Source organism: Hydrotalea sp. AMD (genome assembly GCF_004100315.1).
GTDB lineage: Bacteria > Bacteroidota > Bacteroidia > Chitinophagales > Chitinophagaceae > Hydrotalea > Hydrotalea flava.
On the sequence record NZ_SCKY01000004.1, the window covers coordinates 127,118 to 142,012 of the forward strand.

At 35.3% G+C, this 14,895-nt stretch carries 20 protein-coding genes; 7 read left to right on the top strand and 13 right to left on the bottom strand.

What is annotated here, in order from left to right; translation table 11 throughout:
* The first annotated feature begins 10 nt into the window (after window positions 1–10).
* Complete coding sequence (rpmF, locus tag EO766_RS03545) at window positions 11–205, top strand: 50S ribosomal protein L32 (protein WP_068241381.1); 195 nt, start codon at window positions 11–13, stop codon at window positions 203–205.
* Between the two features lie 212 nt (window positions 206–417).
* The gene (gene plsX, locus EO766_RS03550) at window positions 418–1,368 is read left to right on the top strand and encodes a phosphate acyltransferase PlsX (RefSeq protein WP_074420962.1); all 951 of its coding nucleotides are present in this window, start codon (window positions 418–420) and stop codon (window positions 1,366–1,368) included.
* 53 nt (window positions 1,369–1,421) lie between these two features.
* On the opposite strand, the gene EO766_RS03555 is transcribed toward plsX, so the two are convergent.
* Both EO766_RS03555 and EO766_RS03560 read right to left on the bottom strand, forming a co-directional pair.
* On the bottom strand, window positions 1,422–2,504 hold the full coding sequence (locus EO766_RS03555; protein WP_074420961.1) for a mechanosensitive ion channel family protein: 1,083 nt from the start codon (window positions 2,502–2,504) through the stop codon (window positions 1,422–1,424).
* Window positions 2,505–2,654: 150 nt separating this feature from the next.
* Complete coding sequence (locus EO766_RS03560; RefSeq protein WP_074420960.1) at window positions 2,655–3,284, bottom strand: WbqC family protein; 630 nt, start codon at window positions 3,282–3,284, stop codon at window positions 2,655–2,657.
* Window positions 3,285–3,637: 353 nt separating this feature from the next.
* On the opposite strand from EO766_RS03560, the gene EO766_RS03565 reads away from it, so the two are divergent.
* Entirely contained in the window at window positions 3,638–3,988 is a 351-nt protein-coding gene (locus tag EO766_RS03565; protein ID WP_074420959.1) for an LEA/WHy family protein, read from the top strand.
* Window positions 3,989–3,993: 5 nt separating this feature from the next.
* Here EO766_RS03565 and EO766_RS03570 read toward each other — a convergent pair whose 3' ends face one another.
* Complete coding sequence (locus EO766_RS03570; protein ID WP_074420958.1) at window positions 3,994–4,407, bottom strand: heavy-metal-associated domain-containing protein; 414 nt, start codon at window positions 4,405–4,407, stop codon at window positions 3,994–3,996.
* A 33-nt stretch (window positions 4,408–4,440) separates the two neighbouring features.
* The gene (gene pyrE / locus EO766_RS03575; protein WP_074420966.1) at window positions 4,441–5,073 is read right to left on the bottom strand and encodes an orotate phosphoribosyltransferase; all 633 of its coding nucleotides are present in this window, start codon (window positions 5,071–5,073) and stop codon (window positions 4,441–4,443) included.
* Between the two features lie 116 nt (window positions 5,074–5,189).
* On the opposite strand from pyrE, the gene EO766_RS03580 reads away from it, so the two are divergent.
* Entirely contained in the window at window positions 5,190–5,606 is a 417-nt protein-coding gene (locus tag EO766_RS03580) for an NUDIX hydrolase (RefSeq protein ID WP_074420957.1), read from the top strand.
* Here EO766_RS03580 and EO766_RS03585 read toward each other — a convergent pair.
* Genes EO766_RS03585 through pyrR form a run of 4 tightly spaced genes read right to left on the bottom strand, consistent with a single transcriptional unit; the run spans window position 5,603 to window position 8,039 of the window.
* Window positions 5,603–6,037 (bottom strand): hotdog fold thioesterase, encoded by a 435-nt coding sequence (locus EO766_RS03585; RefSeq protein WP_353744815.1) that lies wholly within the window; start codon window positions 6,035–6,037, stop codon window positions 5,603–5,605. The genes EO766_RS03580 and EO766_RS03585 overlap by 4 nt on opposite strands.
* A 4-nt stretch (window positions 6,038–6,041) precedes the next feature.
* The gene (gene coaD, locus EO766_RS03590) at window positions 6,042–6,512 is read right to left on the bottom strand and encodes a pantetheine-phosphate adenylyltransferase (protein ID WP_074420956.1); all 471 of its coding nucleotides are present in this window, start codon (window positions 6,510–6,512) and stop codon (window positions 6,042–6,044) included.
* 44 nt (window positions 6,513–6,556) lie between these two features.
* The gene (locus EO766_RS03595) at window positions 6,557–7,483 is read right to left on the bottom strand and encodes an aspartate carbamoyltransferase catalytic subunit (protein WP_074420955.1); all 927 of its coding nucleotides are present in this window, start codon (window positions 7,481–7,483) and stop codon (window positions 6,557–6,559) included.
* Window positions 7,484–7,511: 28 nt separating this feature from the next.
* A complete protein-coding gene (gene pyrR / locus EO766_RS03600; protein ID WP_074420954.1) occupies window positions 7,512–8,039 on the bottom strand; it encodes a bifunctional pyr operon transcriptional regulator/uracil phosphoribosyltransferase PyrR in 528 nt (175 codons plus the stop codon).
* 63 nt (window positions 8,040–8,102) lie between these two features.
* On the opposite strand from pyrR, the gene recF reads away from it, so the two are divergent.
* A complete protein-coding gene (recF, locus tag EO766_RS03605; RefSeq protein ID WP_074420953.1) occupies window positions 8,103–9,185 on the top strand; it encodes a DNA replication/repair protein RecF in 1,083 nt (360 codons plus the stop codon).
* An 18-nt stretch (window positions 9,186–9,203) separates the two neighbouring features.
* Window positions 9,204–9,485 carry a DciA family protein gene (locus EO766_RS03610; protein WP_074420952.1) on the top strand — a complete coding sequence of 94 codons (282 nt, stop codon included), beginning with the start codon at window positions 9,204–9,206 and terminating at the stop codon, window positions 9,483–9,485.
* A gap of 8 nt (window positions 9,486–9,493) precedes the next feature.
* Here the strand turns inward: EO766_RS03610 and EO766_RS03615 are convergent, their stop codons facing one another.
* The 4 genes from EO766_RS03615 to EO766_RS03630 all read right to left on the bottom strand — a co-directional run bounded on the left by EO766_RS03615 (window position 9,494) and on the right by EO766_RS03630 (window position 12,908).
* The gene (locus EO766_RS03615) at window positions 9,494–9,916 is read right to left on the bottom strand and encodes a CBS domain-containing protein (RefSeq protein ID WP_074420951.1); all 423 of its coding nucleotides are present in this window, start codon (window positions 9,914–9,916) and stop codon (window positions 9,494–9,496) included.
* 188 nt (window positions 9,917–10,104) lie between these two features.
* Entirely contained in the window at window positions 10,105–11,145 is a 1,041-nt protein-coding gene (locus tag EO766_RS03620) for an ABC transporter permease (protein ID WP_074420950.1), read from the bottom strand.
* On the bottom strand, window positions 11,145–12,248 hold the full coding sequence (locus tag EO766_RS03625) for a BT_3928 family protein (protein WP_287100681.1): 1,104 nt from the start codon (window positions 12,246–12,248) through the stop codon (window positions 11,145–11,147). The genes EO766_RS03620 and EO766_RS03625 overlap by 1 nt, the downstream gene beginning before the upstream one ends.
* A gap of 123 nt (window positions 12,249–12,371) precedes the next feature.
* Window positions 12,372–12,908: a DUF1599 domain-containing protein gene (locus EO766_RS03630; RefSeq protein ID WP_218330324.1), complete on the bottom strand. Its 537-nt coding sequence runs from the start codon at window positions 12,906–12,908 to the stop codon at window positions 12,372–12,374.
* A gap of 151 nt (window positions 12,909–13,059) precedes the next feature.
* On the opposite strand from EO766_RS03630, the gene folP reads away from it, so the two are divergent.
* Window positions 13,060–13,893, top strand: coding sequence for a dihydropteroate synthase (gene folP / locus EO766_RS03635; protein WP_074421285.1), 834 nt, complete (start codon window positions 13,060–13,062; stop codon window positions 13,891–13,893).
* Window positions 13,894–13,941: 48 nt separating this feature from the next.
* Here folP and EO766_RS03640 read toward each other — a convergent pair whose 3' ends face one another.
* Window positions 13,942–14,868, bottom strand: coding sequence for an FKBP-type peptidyl-prolyl cis-trans isomerase (locus EO766_RS03640; RefSeq protein WP_074421284.1), 927 nt, complete (start codon window positions 14,866–14,868; stop codon window positions 13,942–13,944).
* Window positions 14,869–14,895 lie beyond the last annotated feature (27 nt).

The window sequence follows — 14,895 nt, forward strand, 5'->3', positions numbered from 1 at the left end:
ATTTTAGGTTATGCCCAATCCAAAACGCAGACATTCTCAACAACGTAGTGCAAAAAGAAGAACGCATTACATTGCAGAAACCGTTACTTTAAGTAAAGACACCACTACCGGTGAAACGCATGTACGCCATCGTGCACATGTAAGTGAAGGTAAATTGTATTACAAAGGAAAATTAGTAGCTGAAAAAGCACCCTTAAAAGCTTAATTTTCTATTACATAAATGCATACTGCTACTTGTTTTGTAACGAATAGCAGCTTTTTTTGTTTTTATCAATACCTTTACCGAAGCATATATTGTCTACAAACCTTACAGTAGTAGATTTTCAGCAATATAATATTCATCAACGTTTAAACGTTTAGCCACACAGAGTTCCATAACAGGCATTTCTTGTTGAGCAATAAAACAGACTGAATCAAATGAATATAGGAATAGATTTAATGGGTGGAGATTATGCTCCTTTAGAAGCTGTAAAAGGCATTCAAGAGTACTTGCATTCCGGTAATTATCCGCATAAAAATAATATTACCATCACAGCCATTGGTAACGAGGCCACGATAGCTCCTTTATTATCTGCCCACGAATTAAATAACATTCCTGTTGTTCATGCAGATGAAGTAATTGGATATCACGAACATCCCACCAAAGCTTTAAAAGAAAAAAACAAAAGTTCAATAGCCATTGGTTTTCATTTGCTGGCAACCCAAAAAATTGATGCTTTTATCAGTGCCGGTAATACCGGTGCCATGCTCGTAGGGGCACTTTTTAGCATTAAAGCTATTGAAGGGGTTATCAGGCCAACTATAGCCACCATCATTCCTAAAATAAACGGCAGTACAGGTGTATTGCTGGATGTAGGTTTAAATGCAGATTGTAAACCAGAACATCTGGATCAATTTGCTGTTTTAGGTAGTTTATATGCACAACATATTCTACACATTACGCAACCAAAAGTTGGATTGTTGAATGTTGGGGAAGAAGAAGGCAAGGGAAATATTTTGGCCCAAACTACCTATCCCCTTTTAAAAAACAATCCGCACATCCAATTTTCCGGAAATGTTGAAGGGAGAGATATTTTTGAAGACAAAGCAGACATTATTGTATGCGATGGATTTACCGGCAATGTGGTATTAAAATTAGCCGAAAGCTTTTATGATATTGCCAGTAAAAGAAATTTACAGAATGATGCTTACCTAAAACGCTTTCATTACGAAAATTATGGAGGTACCCCTGTATTAGGTGTTTCAAAGCCGGTAATCATTGGGCATGGCATTAGTAATGCCAAAGCTTTTGCCAATATGATTGATGTAGCTGAAAAAATGATTGAAACTGAACTCTGCAAAAAAATCCAAGCAAGTTTTAAAGCTTAGCCGGATCTTGGGTTCATTCATATATCAGCCTGTTCTGAACCAGTTTCCCAATATTACTGCTTTTCTGTTATAAAAGGAATTTCGTTTTGATTTGCATTGGCCAGATAGATGGTTTGTGATGGGAATGCAAACTCTATCCCCTCTTTTTCAAATTTTTCAAATACAGCTAGATTTATGTTCTGTACTGTATTCATATATATCAAATAATCCGGTGTTTCTATATAGTATACATATTCAAAATTGATTGAAAAATCACCAAACGACTTGAGGTGCGCCCGATCAAAAGTGGCACCTGCAGTGCGTACAATTTCCTGAAGCATACCGGGCAATTGACGTAAATGTACCGTACTGGTATTATACACTACACCAATTGACGATACCACTCTGCGCCGTTCCATCCTTTTATAATTATGTATGGTAGATTTCACCAATTCTGCATTGGGCATTACCAATTGCTGACCATCTAAACTTCTGAGATGAGAGGTTTTGATTCCAATTCTTTCAATCACCCCACCGGTATTCCCTACCACAATAAAATCACCAATTTCAAAAGGTTTATCAAAGAAAATAACCAGATAACTAAATAAATCACTCAAAATATTCTGTGCAGCCAATGCTATGGCAATACCTCCAACCCCTAAACCTGCAATAATGGTGGTAACATTGTACCCCAAATTGTCTAATAACATAATAAACCCTGCACCCCAAATCAATACTTTAATTAAAACCAATACACCATTTAATTGCTTTACGCGTTCAGTCGGTTCATTTTTAATGCTCATATACAACAAAACCAGACTATGAAACAGGTAATTGATTAACCGAACTGCATAATACATGGTTACAACAGACAGGCCGGCAGAAAAAATTTTGTCTATTTTGGGAGAAAGGGTAAGCGTATTAATAATGACATAATTGATAAAAAGATAGCTATAGGGAATTACGAACCTTTCTGCAGCTACCACTATCTGATCATCGAATTTATTTTCTGTTTTACTTGTAATTTTTTTAAGAAGCTGGATGATATATCTTTTACAGATCTTAAAAATCATCCAGACAAAAATCATCCAACCCAGCACAATGGCATAATCCAATACTTTATTTTTCCAGAAAATTTGTTTCAGAAAATCTTGCATAACCAATAGAATTTATCTTCAAAAAATAACCACAGCTCCTGAAGTCAGTTCAACAAAAAGAAATCAACCCCCATCAAAAGCGTTATTGCATTAACCTGATTTATCCAGTGTCATTTTCAAACAAATCAAAGAACTGCAAACCATAGGTAATTAAACTCCAGTTTGCAATACATTAATAGTATTGGGACCTTCGCAGCAAATAATATCAATACAACTTAAATTTTTTTGAAAGCCAATTTTGGCCTCAAAAACCTGCGGATAATAAACAGGTTGATCAATATTTTGGAAATTATTAGGGCTAAACCTGTTTCTGTAATCTGTTACAAAATTAGGGTATTGTGGTAAAAAGCTATCAGTATACGTCAAATTGACAGAAAATTTTAAACACTGAATTGCCCATTGTAGAGTAGCCAGATTCAGTTCAAACAGCAAAGCGTATTCCTGAAAAATTACCTCACGAAGTGAATCGGCATAATATTCAAAAAAGGGAGAACGATTGTAACAAGACACAATAGTTCGCCAATGCTGTTGCTGCCATTTGGAACGATAGTCAATTTTAACCAACTTAAATAATCCTTTTTGATCCCGTCCTTTTAGAACAGGAACTGTTAAGCCAATCAGTCCATTAGCCCCGGCAACCATACTCCGATTGCGAAAACTCATTTTTTGCCAGTTATCGCATATTTCAATTTTAACATTTGAAAAATTAAGTAAAGCCTTAAATAATTCAACGTTTATAAAATACTGATTATCAATTACTAATGTTAATTTATTATTCATTTATTCATATAATTTAATTTTTTGTAAATATTGTTCTTTTTAACATTAAATTACCTATTTTTTATTTCCAGTAAATAATTATAAATAATTTATAAACAAGTATTTATGTTTATTTTTATCAACTAAATTTTATAGCTCTAAATTTTTCAAACGGGTATTGAAAAAAATCTAAATTATTTAGCATCAAAAATAAGCCAAATTTTCTTTCAATTGCGTAACTGAAATTTTTGACTACTTTTCATGCAAAATTGTATAGCGTGAAAAATACCATACTCCTATCCTTTTGCATTTTCCTGTTTTGGAGTTGCCAGCAACCTCAGGCCTTTGTTTTTCGTTCTATCCAAAATGTTGCTATGCTGCCAAAAGCAAAAGATTCAATCGGCGTTCGATTGAATCTGGCATTTACCAACCCGAATAATTTTAATGTGGTACTAAAAAAAGTAGAGGGAAATATTTTTGTGAACGGCAATTTTATTGGCCATTATTGTTTAGATACTTTATTAAAAATTGCCAAAAAGTCAGCTTTTGAATTACCGGCTGCAATCACCATTTCTAAACAAGTACTTTACAAAAATGCCTGGAACAGCCTTTTGCAAAAAGAAATTTTGCTGGAAGTAAAAGGGTCCAGTAAAGTGGGCAAATCGGGAATTTTTATCAATTTGCCGTTCGATTATAAAGGGAACCAGCGCATTCCTTTTTTCTAAAAAAACTATTGTATGGGTTGTATATGGCAGGGTTTTCCTTTTTGCGGGCCGCCCCCATCTGCAGCTCGTTTACAAATAGGCGGTAATTTTTGATAGGCATCCGGTTCTGCTTTTTCATTATCGGCATCAAATCCGGCATTATTTAGAGCCGTTTTAATATCATCCACAGAAACCCTGTCGGGTATGTATTGCACCCTGATTTCGCCGGCTAATAAATTTATCTTCCACTGTATCATCCCTTTTTGCATGTTGGCATTGTTTTCAATAATCAGATATTTATCCAGCTGCTCTTTACATTGCCAGCATTTTAAATTATCAGATTTAATGGTAACCCATTGCGGCCTTGCGGCCATTACCTGACTTTGAGCGGAATGAACAATTAAACTCAAAACAAAAACAAGTGCAATTTTTTTAAGCATAATACGAAAATTTCGATGTGTACATTAACCTTATTATTGTTGCCAGTTGGCCGGATCTGTTCTCCAATTTAGCAATAATTGTTCAGTTGAGGCATCTACCAGCTTTTTTTCGATGGATAGATCAATTAAAACGCTATAATTGGTTAACGAGCGATATACTATTCCAGCTTCTTTAAAAGCTGTTGCTGCTGCTTCAAAACCATAAGTAAATATAGATACCATCCCTACTACTTCCATGCCTGCATCCTGCAGTACTTTTACCACCAGCAAACTACTTTTTCCGGTAGATATCAAATCTTCTACCACCACCACTTTTTTGCCGGGCAGTACAGCACCTTCTATCTGATTGCCCAACCCATGTTCCTTTGGTTTAGGGCGAACATATAAAAATGGTAATTTTAACTGATCGGCTGCCATAGCCCCCCAGGCTATTCCGGCAGTAGCTACTCCGGCAATGGCCTCAGCAGCATCAAATTCACTAAACAATACATTACACAGTTCACTTTTTATAAAGTCACGCTCATAGGGATAAGAAAGTATCTTTCTGTTATCGCAATAAATTGGACTTTTCCACCCACTGGCCCAGGTAAAAGGCTGGTTTGGACTTAATTGTATGGCTTTAATCTGCACTAATTTTTCGGCAACTGCCCGTTCGTTTGTTTGCATATTTACTTTCATTTATTCGCAAAAATCAATCAAATTTTACGCTAAATTAAGCTTAGCCGCCACGATGAAATATTTACCTTGCGTAATATTATTCACATTCTATTAATAAAAGGGATATGAAAAAGAAAATTATAGCTGGTGGCGGATTGATTACCAATGAAGATGATGCAGTTTTAATGATTTACAGAAGAGGTAAATGGGATTTACCCAAAGGCAAGAAAGAAGAAAATGAAACTATTGAAGCTTGTGCACTTCGTGAAATAACAGAAGAAACCGGCTTACAAAATTTGTTAATTGAAGCAGAAATTACTGTTACAGTGCATGAATATATTGATCCATTTTCAGGAGAAGCCATTGAAAAGCACACCCATTGGTTTAAAATGCAAGCCGGTAAAAAGGAAAAATTAGTGCCCCAAAGTATTGAAGATATTGTTGAAGTGAAATGGATTGAGCGCAACGAATTAAATACTTATGTAAAAGAAACTTATCCCACTTTAATAGAAGTATTTCAAAAGGCCGGCTATCTGAATTAGTGTTTTTTAAGAATAGCTACCGTTAACCGGCTGATGCAAATTAATTGATGCTTTTCATTCGTTATACGGATATCCCAAACATGTGTAGTGGCTCCAATATGCAAAGGCGAACAGATTCCGGTAACAAACCCTTCTTTTACCCCTTTTAAATGATTGGCATTAATTTCAATGCCCACGCAAATTTGCTTATCCGGATCAATAATGAGTGCAGAAGCAACGCTCCCCAACGTTTCGGCCAATGCTGCGGATGCGCCGCCATGTAATAAACCATATGGCTGGCGGGTATTTTGATTAACGGGCATGGTAGCTTTCAGATAATCACTACCTACTTCTGTAAATTCAATACCCAACACCTCGCCCATAGTATTTTTACCAAGGCTATTTAAGTTAGCAATACTAAGCTGTTCAAGGTACCAGATGTGCTTTCTCACTGAATTAATGATTAATGGTTGCAATCACTTCATCGGGTAAAAACGGGGCAGCATTTCCGCCATTTTTTAAAATATCGCGAACAATAGTAGATGCTACAGATGTATATTTTGGTTCACCGGTTAAAAAAATGGTTTCAATATTCCGATTCATTGTTCTGTTGGCATCTGCAATTGATTTTTCGTATTCAAAATCGCTAACAAAACGAATACCTCTTAAAATGAAGCGAGCACCAATTATGGCACAAAAATCAATGGTTAGGCCTTCGTAACAAATACTTTCCACTTTGGGTTCATTTTTATAAATGGCTTTAAACCAAGCCATACGTTGTGCTGCTGAAAACATTGGATTTTTTGCGGCATTAATACCTATACCAACAAAAATTTTATCGAATAATGGTAATGCCCGGTTAATAATATCTACATGCCCTAAGGTTACCGGATCAAAAGTTCCGGGAAAAAGACAGATTCTTTGCATAGCATTATTTTTTTCTGAATAAGAATATCTACTCTTTTTCAGTGTTAAGCATTACGGTTCGATAATAAATATAAAGCAGCCATACGCACCGCTACCCCATTTTCTACCTGGTGTAAAATTATTGAAAAGGGACCATCGGCCACATCGCTATCTAACTCAACACCGCGATTAATAGGTCCTGGGTGCATAATCACAATTTCTTTACCCAAATTTTCTAATAACCGGCGATTAATGCCATAGCTTAAATTGTATTCCCGTAATGATGAAAACAAGGGTTGATTTTGCCGTTCTAATTGGATGCGTAACACATTGGCCACATCGCACCACTGCAAAGCTTCTTTTAAACTGTAGGTAACTTTTACACCTAAAGCAGTTGTAATATAAGGTGGAATTAATGTTGGAGGCCCGGCTACCATTACCTCTGCTCCCATTTTGTTCAATAAATAAATATTGCTCAATGCTACACGGCTATGCATGATATCACCAATTATGGCCACTTTTAAACCTTTTAAAGAACCAAATTTTTCAGTCATGGAAAAGGCATCTAAAAGGGCTTGTGTTGGATGTTCATTGATACCATCACCGGCATTAATAATAGCTGCGGGAATATGGCGGGCTAAAAAATGGGGGGCACCACTGGCGCTATGGCGCATCACCACCATATCCACCTTCATACTTAAAATATTATTCACCGTATCTAACAGTGTTTCACCTTTTGCAGCCGATGAACCACTGGCAGTAAAATTGATGGTATCTGCACTGAGCCTTTTTTCAGCCAATTCAAAAGAGATACGCGTACGGGTAGAATTTTCGTAAAATAAATTTACAATGGTGATGTCACGAAGAGAAGGAACTTTTTTTACCGGCCGCTGCAATACCTCTTTAAATTGTGTTGCAGTATGCAGAATAAGTTCAATATCTTCTTTTTGAAGATCCTTAATACCAAGGAGATGTTTGGTAGATAGTGCCATTAAAAAGCGAAGATAATGTTTTCACAAATTAGCTGTCTAATAATTCTACATATTCCTCTTCATCTGTTTCTAACCAATGTACTTTTACCTTTTGGGAAACAATGGTATCAATAGATCGGCCAATATAATCGGGCTGTATCGGAAATTCTCTGCTGAATCTTCTGTCAATCAAGACACATAAAGCTACTTTGGCCGGCCTGCCAAAATCAACCAATGCATCTAAGGCAGCTCTAATTGTTCTGCCGGTATATAGCACATCATCTATCAGTATTACATTTTTGTTTTCAATATTAAAAAGGATATCTGTTTTATTGGCACGGTGCAATTCTTTTCGAATATCGTCCCTGTAAAAAGTAATATCTAATTTTCCATAATGAAATGTTTGTTGTGGCAATAATTGCTGCAATGCCTGCGCTATTTTATTGCTAAAAAAAACCCCACGGGGCTGTAAACCTATCAACACAGTATCCTGCAAATCGGGATAATCTTCTCTAATTTGGCAAGCCAAACGTTGAACGGTTAAATGCAATTGTTCCTTTGTTAGTATTGTTTTCAAACCCTGCTATTTTTTTATAAAAATACGTGTTTCAATTTATCCTGCTTATTTTGCAAATCTATCATGCTTTATTTGAAGAAGATATCATTATTTCAATTTAAAAATTACGGCAGTAACAGTTGGGAGTTTACTGAAGCTGTAACCGGGATATGCGGACCAAATGGTACCGGTAAAACCAATTTGCTGGATGCAATTTATTATTTGTGTTTTACCAAAAGTTATTTTGCCCGACAGGATACATTTTCAGTTCAGCAAGGTAAAAAGGGTATGCGTTTGGAAGGTTTGTTCGAAAATAATAATCAATCTTTTGAAACTGTTGCCATTTTGCGGGAGAATAATAAAAAAGAATTTTTATTAGATCAGGAAACTTATAAAAAATTTTCTGAACATATTGGCCGGTTTCCCTGTGTAATGATTGCTCCCGATGATGCTGCAATTGTTGTAGGACTGAGCGAAGAAAGACGAAGGCTGATTGATACCATTTTATCACAATACAATGCTACTTATTTAGAAGCACTGATTCAATACAATAAATTACTACAACAACGCAACAGTTTATTGAAACAAATAGCCGGCACCGGGCAGCACGATATTACTTTGTTGGAAGCCATTGATACCCAGTTTGTGTATTATGGCAGCATTATTTACCAACACAGAAAAAAATTCACTATTGAATTCATTCCAAAAATTTTGGAAAACTATCAATTAATTGCAGGTAGCGGTGATGGTATTTCAATCAGCTACATCAGCCAATTGAATGAAAACAGTTTTAAAGATTTACTGAAGGCTTCGTTACAAAAAGATATGCTGTTACAAAGAACCAATTCCGGCATTCATAAAGATGATCTTGAAATAACCATGCAGGAAAACAGTTTTAAAAACAGGGCATCGCAGGGGCAGAGAAAAACATTGTTGTTAGCCATTAAGCTGGCAGAATTTTCTGTTTTAAAAGAACAAAAAAAAGTTGCTCCCATTATGTTGCTGGATGATGTGTTTGAAAAATTAGATGAGCAACGAATGCATCAGTTATTTTATATAGTTTGTGTACAGGAAAACTGTCAGGTATTTATTACGGATACGCATGCCGAAAGGCTCAGCAATTATTTAAAAAAAATGCAGGTAAATTTTAGTTTAATTACATTATAACCAAAGTATCTTTACAGCATGGGAGAATTTAGTATTAGAGATGCGCTCCATCAGTTTGTAAATAAAAGCAATTTACGCAATGGGCTGAGAGCCGTTCAAATTACCCAAATTTGGGAAGAAGTGATGGGTAAAACAATTGCTAAGTACACTACAAAAATAGAGATTATTAATAATACATTATTTGTATATACGCCTGTAGGCCCATTAAAAAATGAGTTACAATATCAAAAAAGCCAAATTATTGAACGTATTAATGAGGCGTTGCAGGAAAAACTTATTACTGAAGTAGTTATTCGCTAACTCCAATATTAAGCATAGGTATAATCTTCATTATACTTTAAATGTTGTTCTTCTGCAGTTTCCTTTAAAATGTCATAAATACTTAGAACACCTAAAAATTTATGTCCTTTAAAAACCGGCAGATATAAAATCTGGAAACTGTTCATTAATTCCATACAACGTTCTGTACTATCTTCCGGTTCAACAATCGGGAAATCTTTTATCAAAATATCTTTTACAAAAGTTTTTTCCGGACACAGTCCGTTCAATGCAATTTTATGCAGGCAGTCTTTTTCACAAACAATACCTTTATACTGGTCATCATCCGTAACAATAACATAACTAACATTCGCCACCTTCATTAAAACAAGCGCTTCCAGAACAGTTGCTTTGCTGCTAATATAATTAAATTTAGCAGTTTGTTTTTCTAACAATTCATGTACATTTTTCATACGTAAGAATTTGTTTTATTACATGCGGCATTCACAAATACATATATATATTATTTTATAAAATAAAAATATATAAGTATAGGATTTGTTTAAAAACCACATGTAAGAAGGTGATTGCAGAATTGCATGATAAAGGTAGTAAAAACGATTATGTAAGAAATGATAAAAATCAGTTAATTAGAACTATGTTATTTTACTCTGGGATCAATCCATGCATACAAAACATCGGAGAGTATATTCATTACAATAAAAAAGCAAGCTGTTAACAAAACACTGCCCATAACTACCGGAAAATCAAGTTGTTCCAGAGCATCTACCGTAACTTTTCCAATCCCATTCCAACCAAAAATATATTCCACAAAAAATGCGCCTGCCAGTAATTCCGCAAACCAACCGGTTATGGCAGTAATAATAGGATTCAATGCATTTTTTAACGCATGAACAAATAATACTTTAGTACGAGCTAATCCTTTGGCATATGCTGTTCGAATATAATCCTGTTGCAACTCATTCAATAAACTACTTCTGGTTAATTGGGTAAAAATGGCAAGCGGTCGTATACCCAAAGTAATGGCCGGAAGAATTAAGTTTTTCAAGTCTAGTTGCTTTCCTTTAAAAGGATCAATATAATATAAACTGCCCAGCATGTGCAGACCGGTATATTGAGACAATAAAAAACCAAACAGATAAGCTATTACAATTCCTGTAAAAAAAGAAGGAACAGAAATTCCCAATATGCTGGTAAATACAGTGGTTGTATCTATCCAGCTTCCTTTCTTCACAGCAGCCAAAACACCTAAGCTAATGCCTAACAAAAACGCCATAAGTATAGCCGCAACAGTGAGTAATATGGTATTGGGAAATGCCTCTGTTAAAATTGCTGTTACCGTTTTCCGGCTTTGATAAGAACGGCCTAAATAAGGCAGTTTGATACCAACTTTATAATGGCCACCAATGAAAAAGCCATTTAAATTTTTTTGAAAAATGGCCTTTTCGGGATAAATAGAAAGTGGGGAAACATCATTGATGTAAATTAAAAATTGTTTCCATTTGGGTTCATCCAATGCCAATTCTTTCCGAATATTTTGAATGGTGGCTTTGTCAGCAGTTTGCCCCATGATTAATCTTGCAGGATCACCTAAACCTTGAAACAGTGTGAATACCAGCAACAAAACACCCAATAGTACCAGCATTCCATATAATGATTTTTTTAGAATAAAAATTGCCATTATTCTTTTTTTAGAAAAGCCAATATGCTTTGTGCATCTGCAAAACTTATTTTATTTTTTACAGTTGGACCTTGCATTATAATATAAGTTGGATTTACTCTTGCAGCGGTTTTCATCACTGTTGCATCGCACTGTAATACGTTAACATTTGGGAACAAACGCTTTCCTTCCGCCAGGTCAGCCGTAACGATAAAAACAGGAATATGCATACTGCCAGCATCCTGGTATATTTTCTGAAACATCTCTTCCCACTTTTTTACATTCGAAAAATCACGGGAAAAAAGAAGAATATACCTGCCTTTTGTTTGTAAAAGGGCCTGTGTAGTATCAGATCCATCAGCGGTTTGTAATGCAAAATCGGCAATGGCGGCCGTTAACCCATTGCCTTTTTTAATCAATTTGGCAGATCTGTCAACAAATACATAACTGCTATCTAAATCATCCGGAATACTGTCTTCAGCAAACTCAATCATTTTTCCATCTTTTTGATATTGAAAAGTATAGGTGTAAACATCCGAAACTGCATTTTCTGGTGTTTTCATTTCATCTAACAGATTGTTCCCAATTTTATAGGGCAAACAATCAACAAAGGGTAAATGCCGCAAAACATACCATTGTGTAATAGCTAATATCAGCACTACGCCAATTAATGTAACGAATGCAACGCCTGATGAAAAGAAAGGCTTTACATATTTAGTTGTGAAAACAAGAAAAATAATGAGTATTAATAACAATACGTCCTTCGTAAAAGTTTGAATGGGTGTTAAAGGAATACAATCTCCAAAACAGCCACAAGCTTTTATTTTGCCACTGAATAAGACGTAGCTGGTTAAAAATGTAAAAAATACAATCAGTATCAATAATAACTTGCTAAAAAACCGAGCCTTCCAGCCAATAATAATGGCAACGCCGGCCAGCACTTCCAAAAGATTCATACCAAATGCCATGTACAATGAAAATGAATCGAAAAAATTCCAATGCCATGCCTCAAAAAATTCCTGCATTTTGTAACTTAACCCAAGTGGATCATTGGCTTTTACCAAACCTGAAAAAATAAATAACAGCCCCACCAACCACCTGACAATTATTATTAAATATTTCATGGCAGTAATTTTAATTCGTTAATCTGTTAATAAAATTCAAATGGCAAAATGAAAATTAAAAAATATTTTTATAACCAAGTTTCAAACAACTTGATAAAAGCTAGCTTAATTTATATCCTGTATTTATTCATGCATTAATATTAATGCAAATACGGCATAATTGATAATATCAATAAAATTGGCATCAATTCCCTCGCTTACAATCGTTTTGCCATCATTAAATAAAATCTGCTTGATGCGCATCAATTTCATTAGAATTAAATCGGCAAAACTTTCCTGACTCATTTCTCGCCAGGCCTCACCATAATCATGATTTTTATTTTGCATAATGTTTTTGGCAATCTGTATTTGCTTTTCATACCACTCTTCTACCTGCGTAACCGGAATTTCTTCTACTTTGGCATCTCCAATTTCAAGTTGAATTAATCCAATCACTGCATAATTCACAATGGCTTTAAATTCAGAGGCGATATCATCTGCTACCAATTGTGTTTTTTTATCTTGTATCGTTCTAATGCGCAATGCCTTAATAAATAACTGATCTACCACAGAAACAATTCTTAAAACACGCCAGGCTGTTCCATAATCTGCCGCTTTTTGAACAAAAATTTTTTTACACTGCTGTATTACTGCATCGTACTGCTGGTTAGTAATGTTCATATTCATTTGTTAAAGGCCTGAGTATATAACCCGGTTATTCTATTGAAATAAAGAATGCAATATAATTTTGATGAAAATATCAATTATTTTCAATTAGAACAAACAGACTGCTTTACTATTAATTTTGTTGCAAGATAAATGAAAGCAAAGAATGTATACGCTCAATTGTAATGGAAGGTTATTGGTAATTGAAAAACCCATCATTATGGGCATTATTAATGCAACACCCGATTCTTTTTTTAAAGACAGCCGGCAAACCACCATACAAACAGCAGTTGAGCAGGCAGAAAAAATGACAAAAGAGGGGGCTGTTATTATAGACATAGGCGGACAAAGCACCCATCCTAAAAGTAGTCTGCAAACAGCTGCAACAGAAATGGAACGCATTATTCCGGTAATTACACAAATTCGTAAAACGTTACCTGAAGTTTTTATATCGGTAGATACTTTTTATGCCTCTGTAGCCAAAGCTGCTGTTGAGGCAGGTGCTGATATAGTGAATGATATTAGCGGTGGAAATTTAGACCCGAAAATGATTGAAACGGTTGCAAATCTGCATGTACCCTATATTTGTATGCATATGCAGGGCACACCTCAAACCATGCAAAAGTATACTTCATACGAGGATATTTGTTTAGATATTGTAGACTATTTTATCAAAAAAGCCACGCTGGCAAAAGAGGCCGGAATTATAGATATGATAATTGACCCCGGCATTGGATTCAGCAAAAATATTCAGCAGAATTTTTTATTGATTAAACAACTCAGTATTTTTCAGATACTGCATAAGCCCATTTTGTTGGGCATTTCAAGAAAGTCTTTTTTATATAAAACACTTCAAAAAGAAAATGCCAGTGAGGCACTTAATGCAACAACAGCCATGCACATGGCGGGTTTAATAAATGGTGCAAACATTTTACGGGTGCATGATGTAGCTGCTGCGCAGGAGTGTATTACATTGTACAATGCTTATATGGCATCATAAAAAAAGCCCCCTTTCAGGAGCTTTCAAAAACTGAACAATCTATACTTTTTATTTAACTGGTTTCACTGAACCGGGTAATAACGGAGCAGGTGCTTTTTGTGGAGCTGGTATGGTTACATCCGTAACTTCAATATCAAAAATTAAATTGGTGTATGGAGGAATCACCGGAGGACTGCCCTGTGGACCATAACCCAACATAGCAGGTACCAATAAACGGCCCTTCCCTCCTTTTGCAAAATATTTCAATCCATCATCCCAACCCTGAATTACATTGTGTTTGCCAACAACAAAGGTAAAGGGTGGCTTTTTAGCAGTAGCCGTATCCATATTGCCATCAAATTTTTTCCCATTTTCAAGGTAGCCTTTATAATATACAGATGCCTGCATGCCTGAATCGGCTTTTGGCCCTTGGCCTTCTGTTTGTACCTCTACCAAAACTCCATTGGGTGATTGGATAGTTTTAATATTATTTTTTGCAGCATAGGCCTGTAAATCTTCAATTTCTCTGTTTTTCTCCTCTTCCATTTCTTTTTGGTAATCAGCATTAACTGCTGCATCATTATTGTAAACTTTCAAAATATCCACCCTGCCATCTATAGTACCGCCTTTTTTAAACAGTTCATTGTATTCAGGAATCATGCCCAGATTTTTGAGTGTATCAATACTCATTACAAAATTAATTTTATCGCCCGGAGCACATTGCAATAACACTTCAGTAAAGCTATGTTTACCAAAAGATGCAGTATCAATTTTTACAAATGCAGGAATATGCCCGAAAGTAGAATTCAAGATAGAGTCTTTCCCTCCCACTTTCATTTTGTATTCAATATTAAATTTAATAATATCACCTTGTTTTAACAGCACCTTACTATTGCCATGTATAATTTTATATACCAGGCCCGTTTTGGTTTTGTTGTACTGATGACAACCTGCAAGCAGCAGCGCAACCCCCAGAATTGTTGTTGAAATTTTCATTGGTTTATGTATTGTTATTGTTTACAA

Bases quoted from the DNA above. Each gene is read 5' to 3' on its own strand.
- EO766_RS03565 (WP_074420959.1), top strand. From the start codon at position 3,638: ATGCTGCCAAAAGCAAAAGATTCAATCGGCGTTCGATTGAATCTGGCA.
- plsX (WP_074420962.1), top strand. From the start codon at position 418: ATGAATATAGGAATAGATTTAATGGGTGGAGATTATGCTCCTTTAGAA.
- folP (WP_074421285.1), top strand. From the start codon at position 13,060: ATGTATACGCTCAATTGTAATGGAAGGTTATTGGTAATTGAAAAACCC.
- EO766_RS03560 (WP_074420960.1), bottom strand. From the start codon at position 3,284: ATGAATAATAAATTAACATTAGTAATTGATAATCAGTATTTTATAAAC.
- EO766_RS03580 (WP_074420957.1), top strand. From the start codon at position 5,190: ATGAAAAAGAAAATTATAGCTGGTGGCGGATTGATTACCAATGAAGAT.
- EO766_RS03640 (WP_074421284.1), bottom strand. From the start codon at position 14,868: ATGAAAATTTCAACAACAATTCTGGGGGTTGCGCTGCTGCTTGCAGGT.
- recF (WP_074420953.1), top strand. From the start codon at position 8,103: ATGCTTTATTTGAAGAAGATATCATTATTTCAATTTAAAAATTACGGC.
- EO766_RS03620 (WP_074420950.1), bottom strand. From the start codon at position 11,145: ATGGCAATTTTTATTCTAAAAAAATCATTATATGGAATGCTGGTACTA.
- EO766_RS03570 (WP_074420958.1), bottom strand. From the start codon at position 4,407: ATGCTTAAAAAAATTGCACTTGTTTTTGTTTTGAGTTTAATTGTTCAT.
- coaD (WP_074420956.1), bottom strand. From the start codon at position 6,512: ATGCAAAGAATCTGTCTTTTTCCCGGAACTTTTGATCCGGTAACCTTA.
- EO766_RS03595 (WP_074420955.1), bottom strand. From the start codon at position 7,483: ATGGCACTATCTACCAAACATCTCCTTGGTATTAAGGATCTTCAAAAA.
- rpmF (WP_068241381.1), top strand. From the start codon at position 11: ATGCCCAATCCAAAACGCAGACATTCTCAACAACGTAGTGCAAAAAGA.
- EO766_RS03630 (WP_218330324.1), bottom strand. From the start codon at position 12,908: ATGAACATTACTAACCAGCAGTACGATGCAGTAATACAGCAGTGTAAA.
- EO766_RS03555 (WP_074420961.1), bottom strand. From the start codon at position 2,504: ATGCAAGATTTTCTGAAACAAATTTTCTGGAAAAATAAAGTATTGGAT.
- EO766_RS03615 (WP_074420951.1), bottom strand. From the start codon at position 9,916: ATGAAAAATGTACATGAATTGTTAGAAAAACAAACTGCTAAATTTAAT.
- EO766_RS03610 (WP_074420952.1), top strand. From the start codon at position 9,204: ATGGGAGAATTTAGTATTAGAGATGCGCTCCATCAGTTTGTAAATAAA.
- EO766_RS03625 (WP_287100681.1), bottom strand. From the start codon at position 12,248: ATGAAATATTTAATAATAATTGTCAGGTGGTTGGTGGGGCTGTTATTT.
- pyrE (WP_074420966.1), bottom strand. From the start codon at position 5,073: ATGCAAACAAACGAACGGGCAGTTGCCGAAAAATTAGTGCAGATTAAA.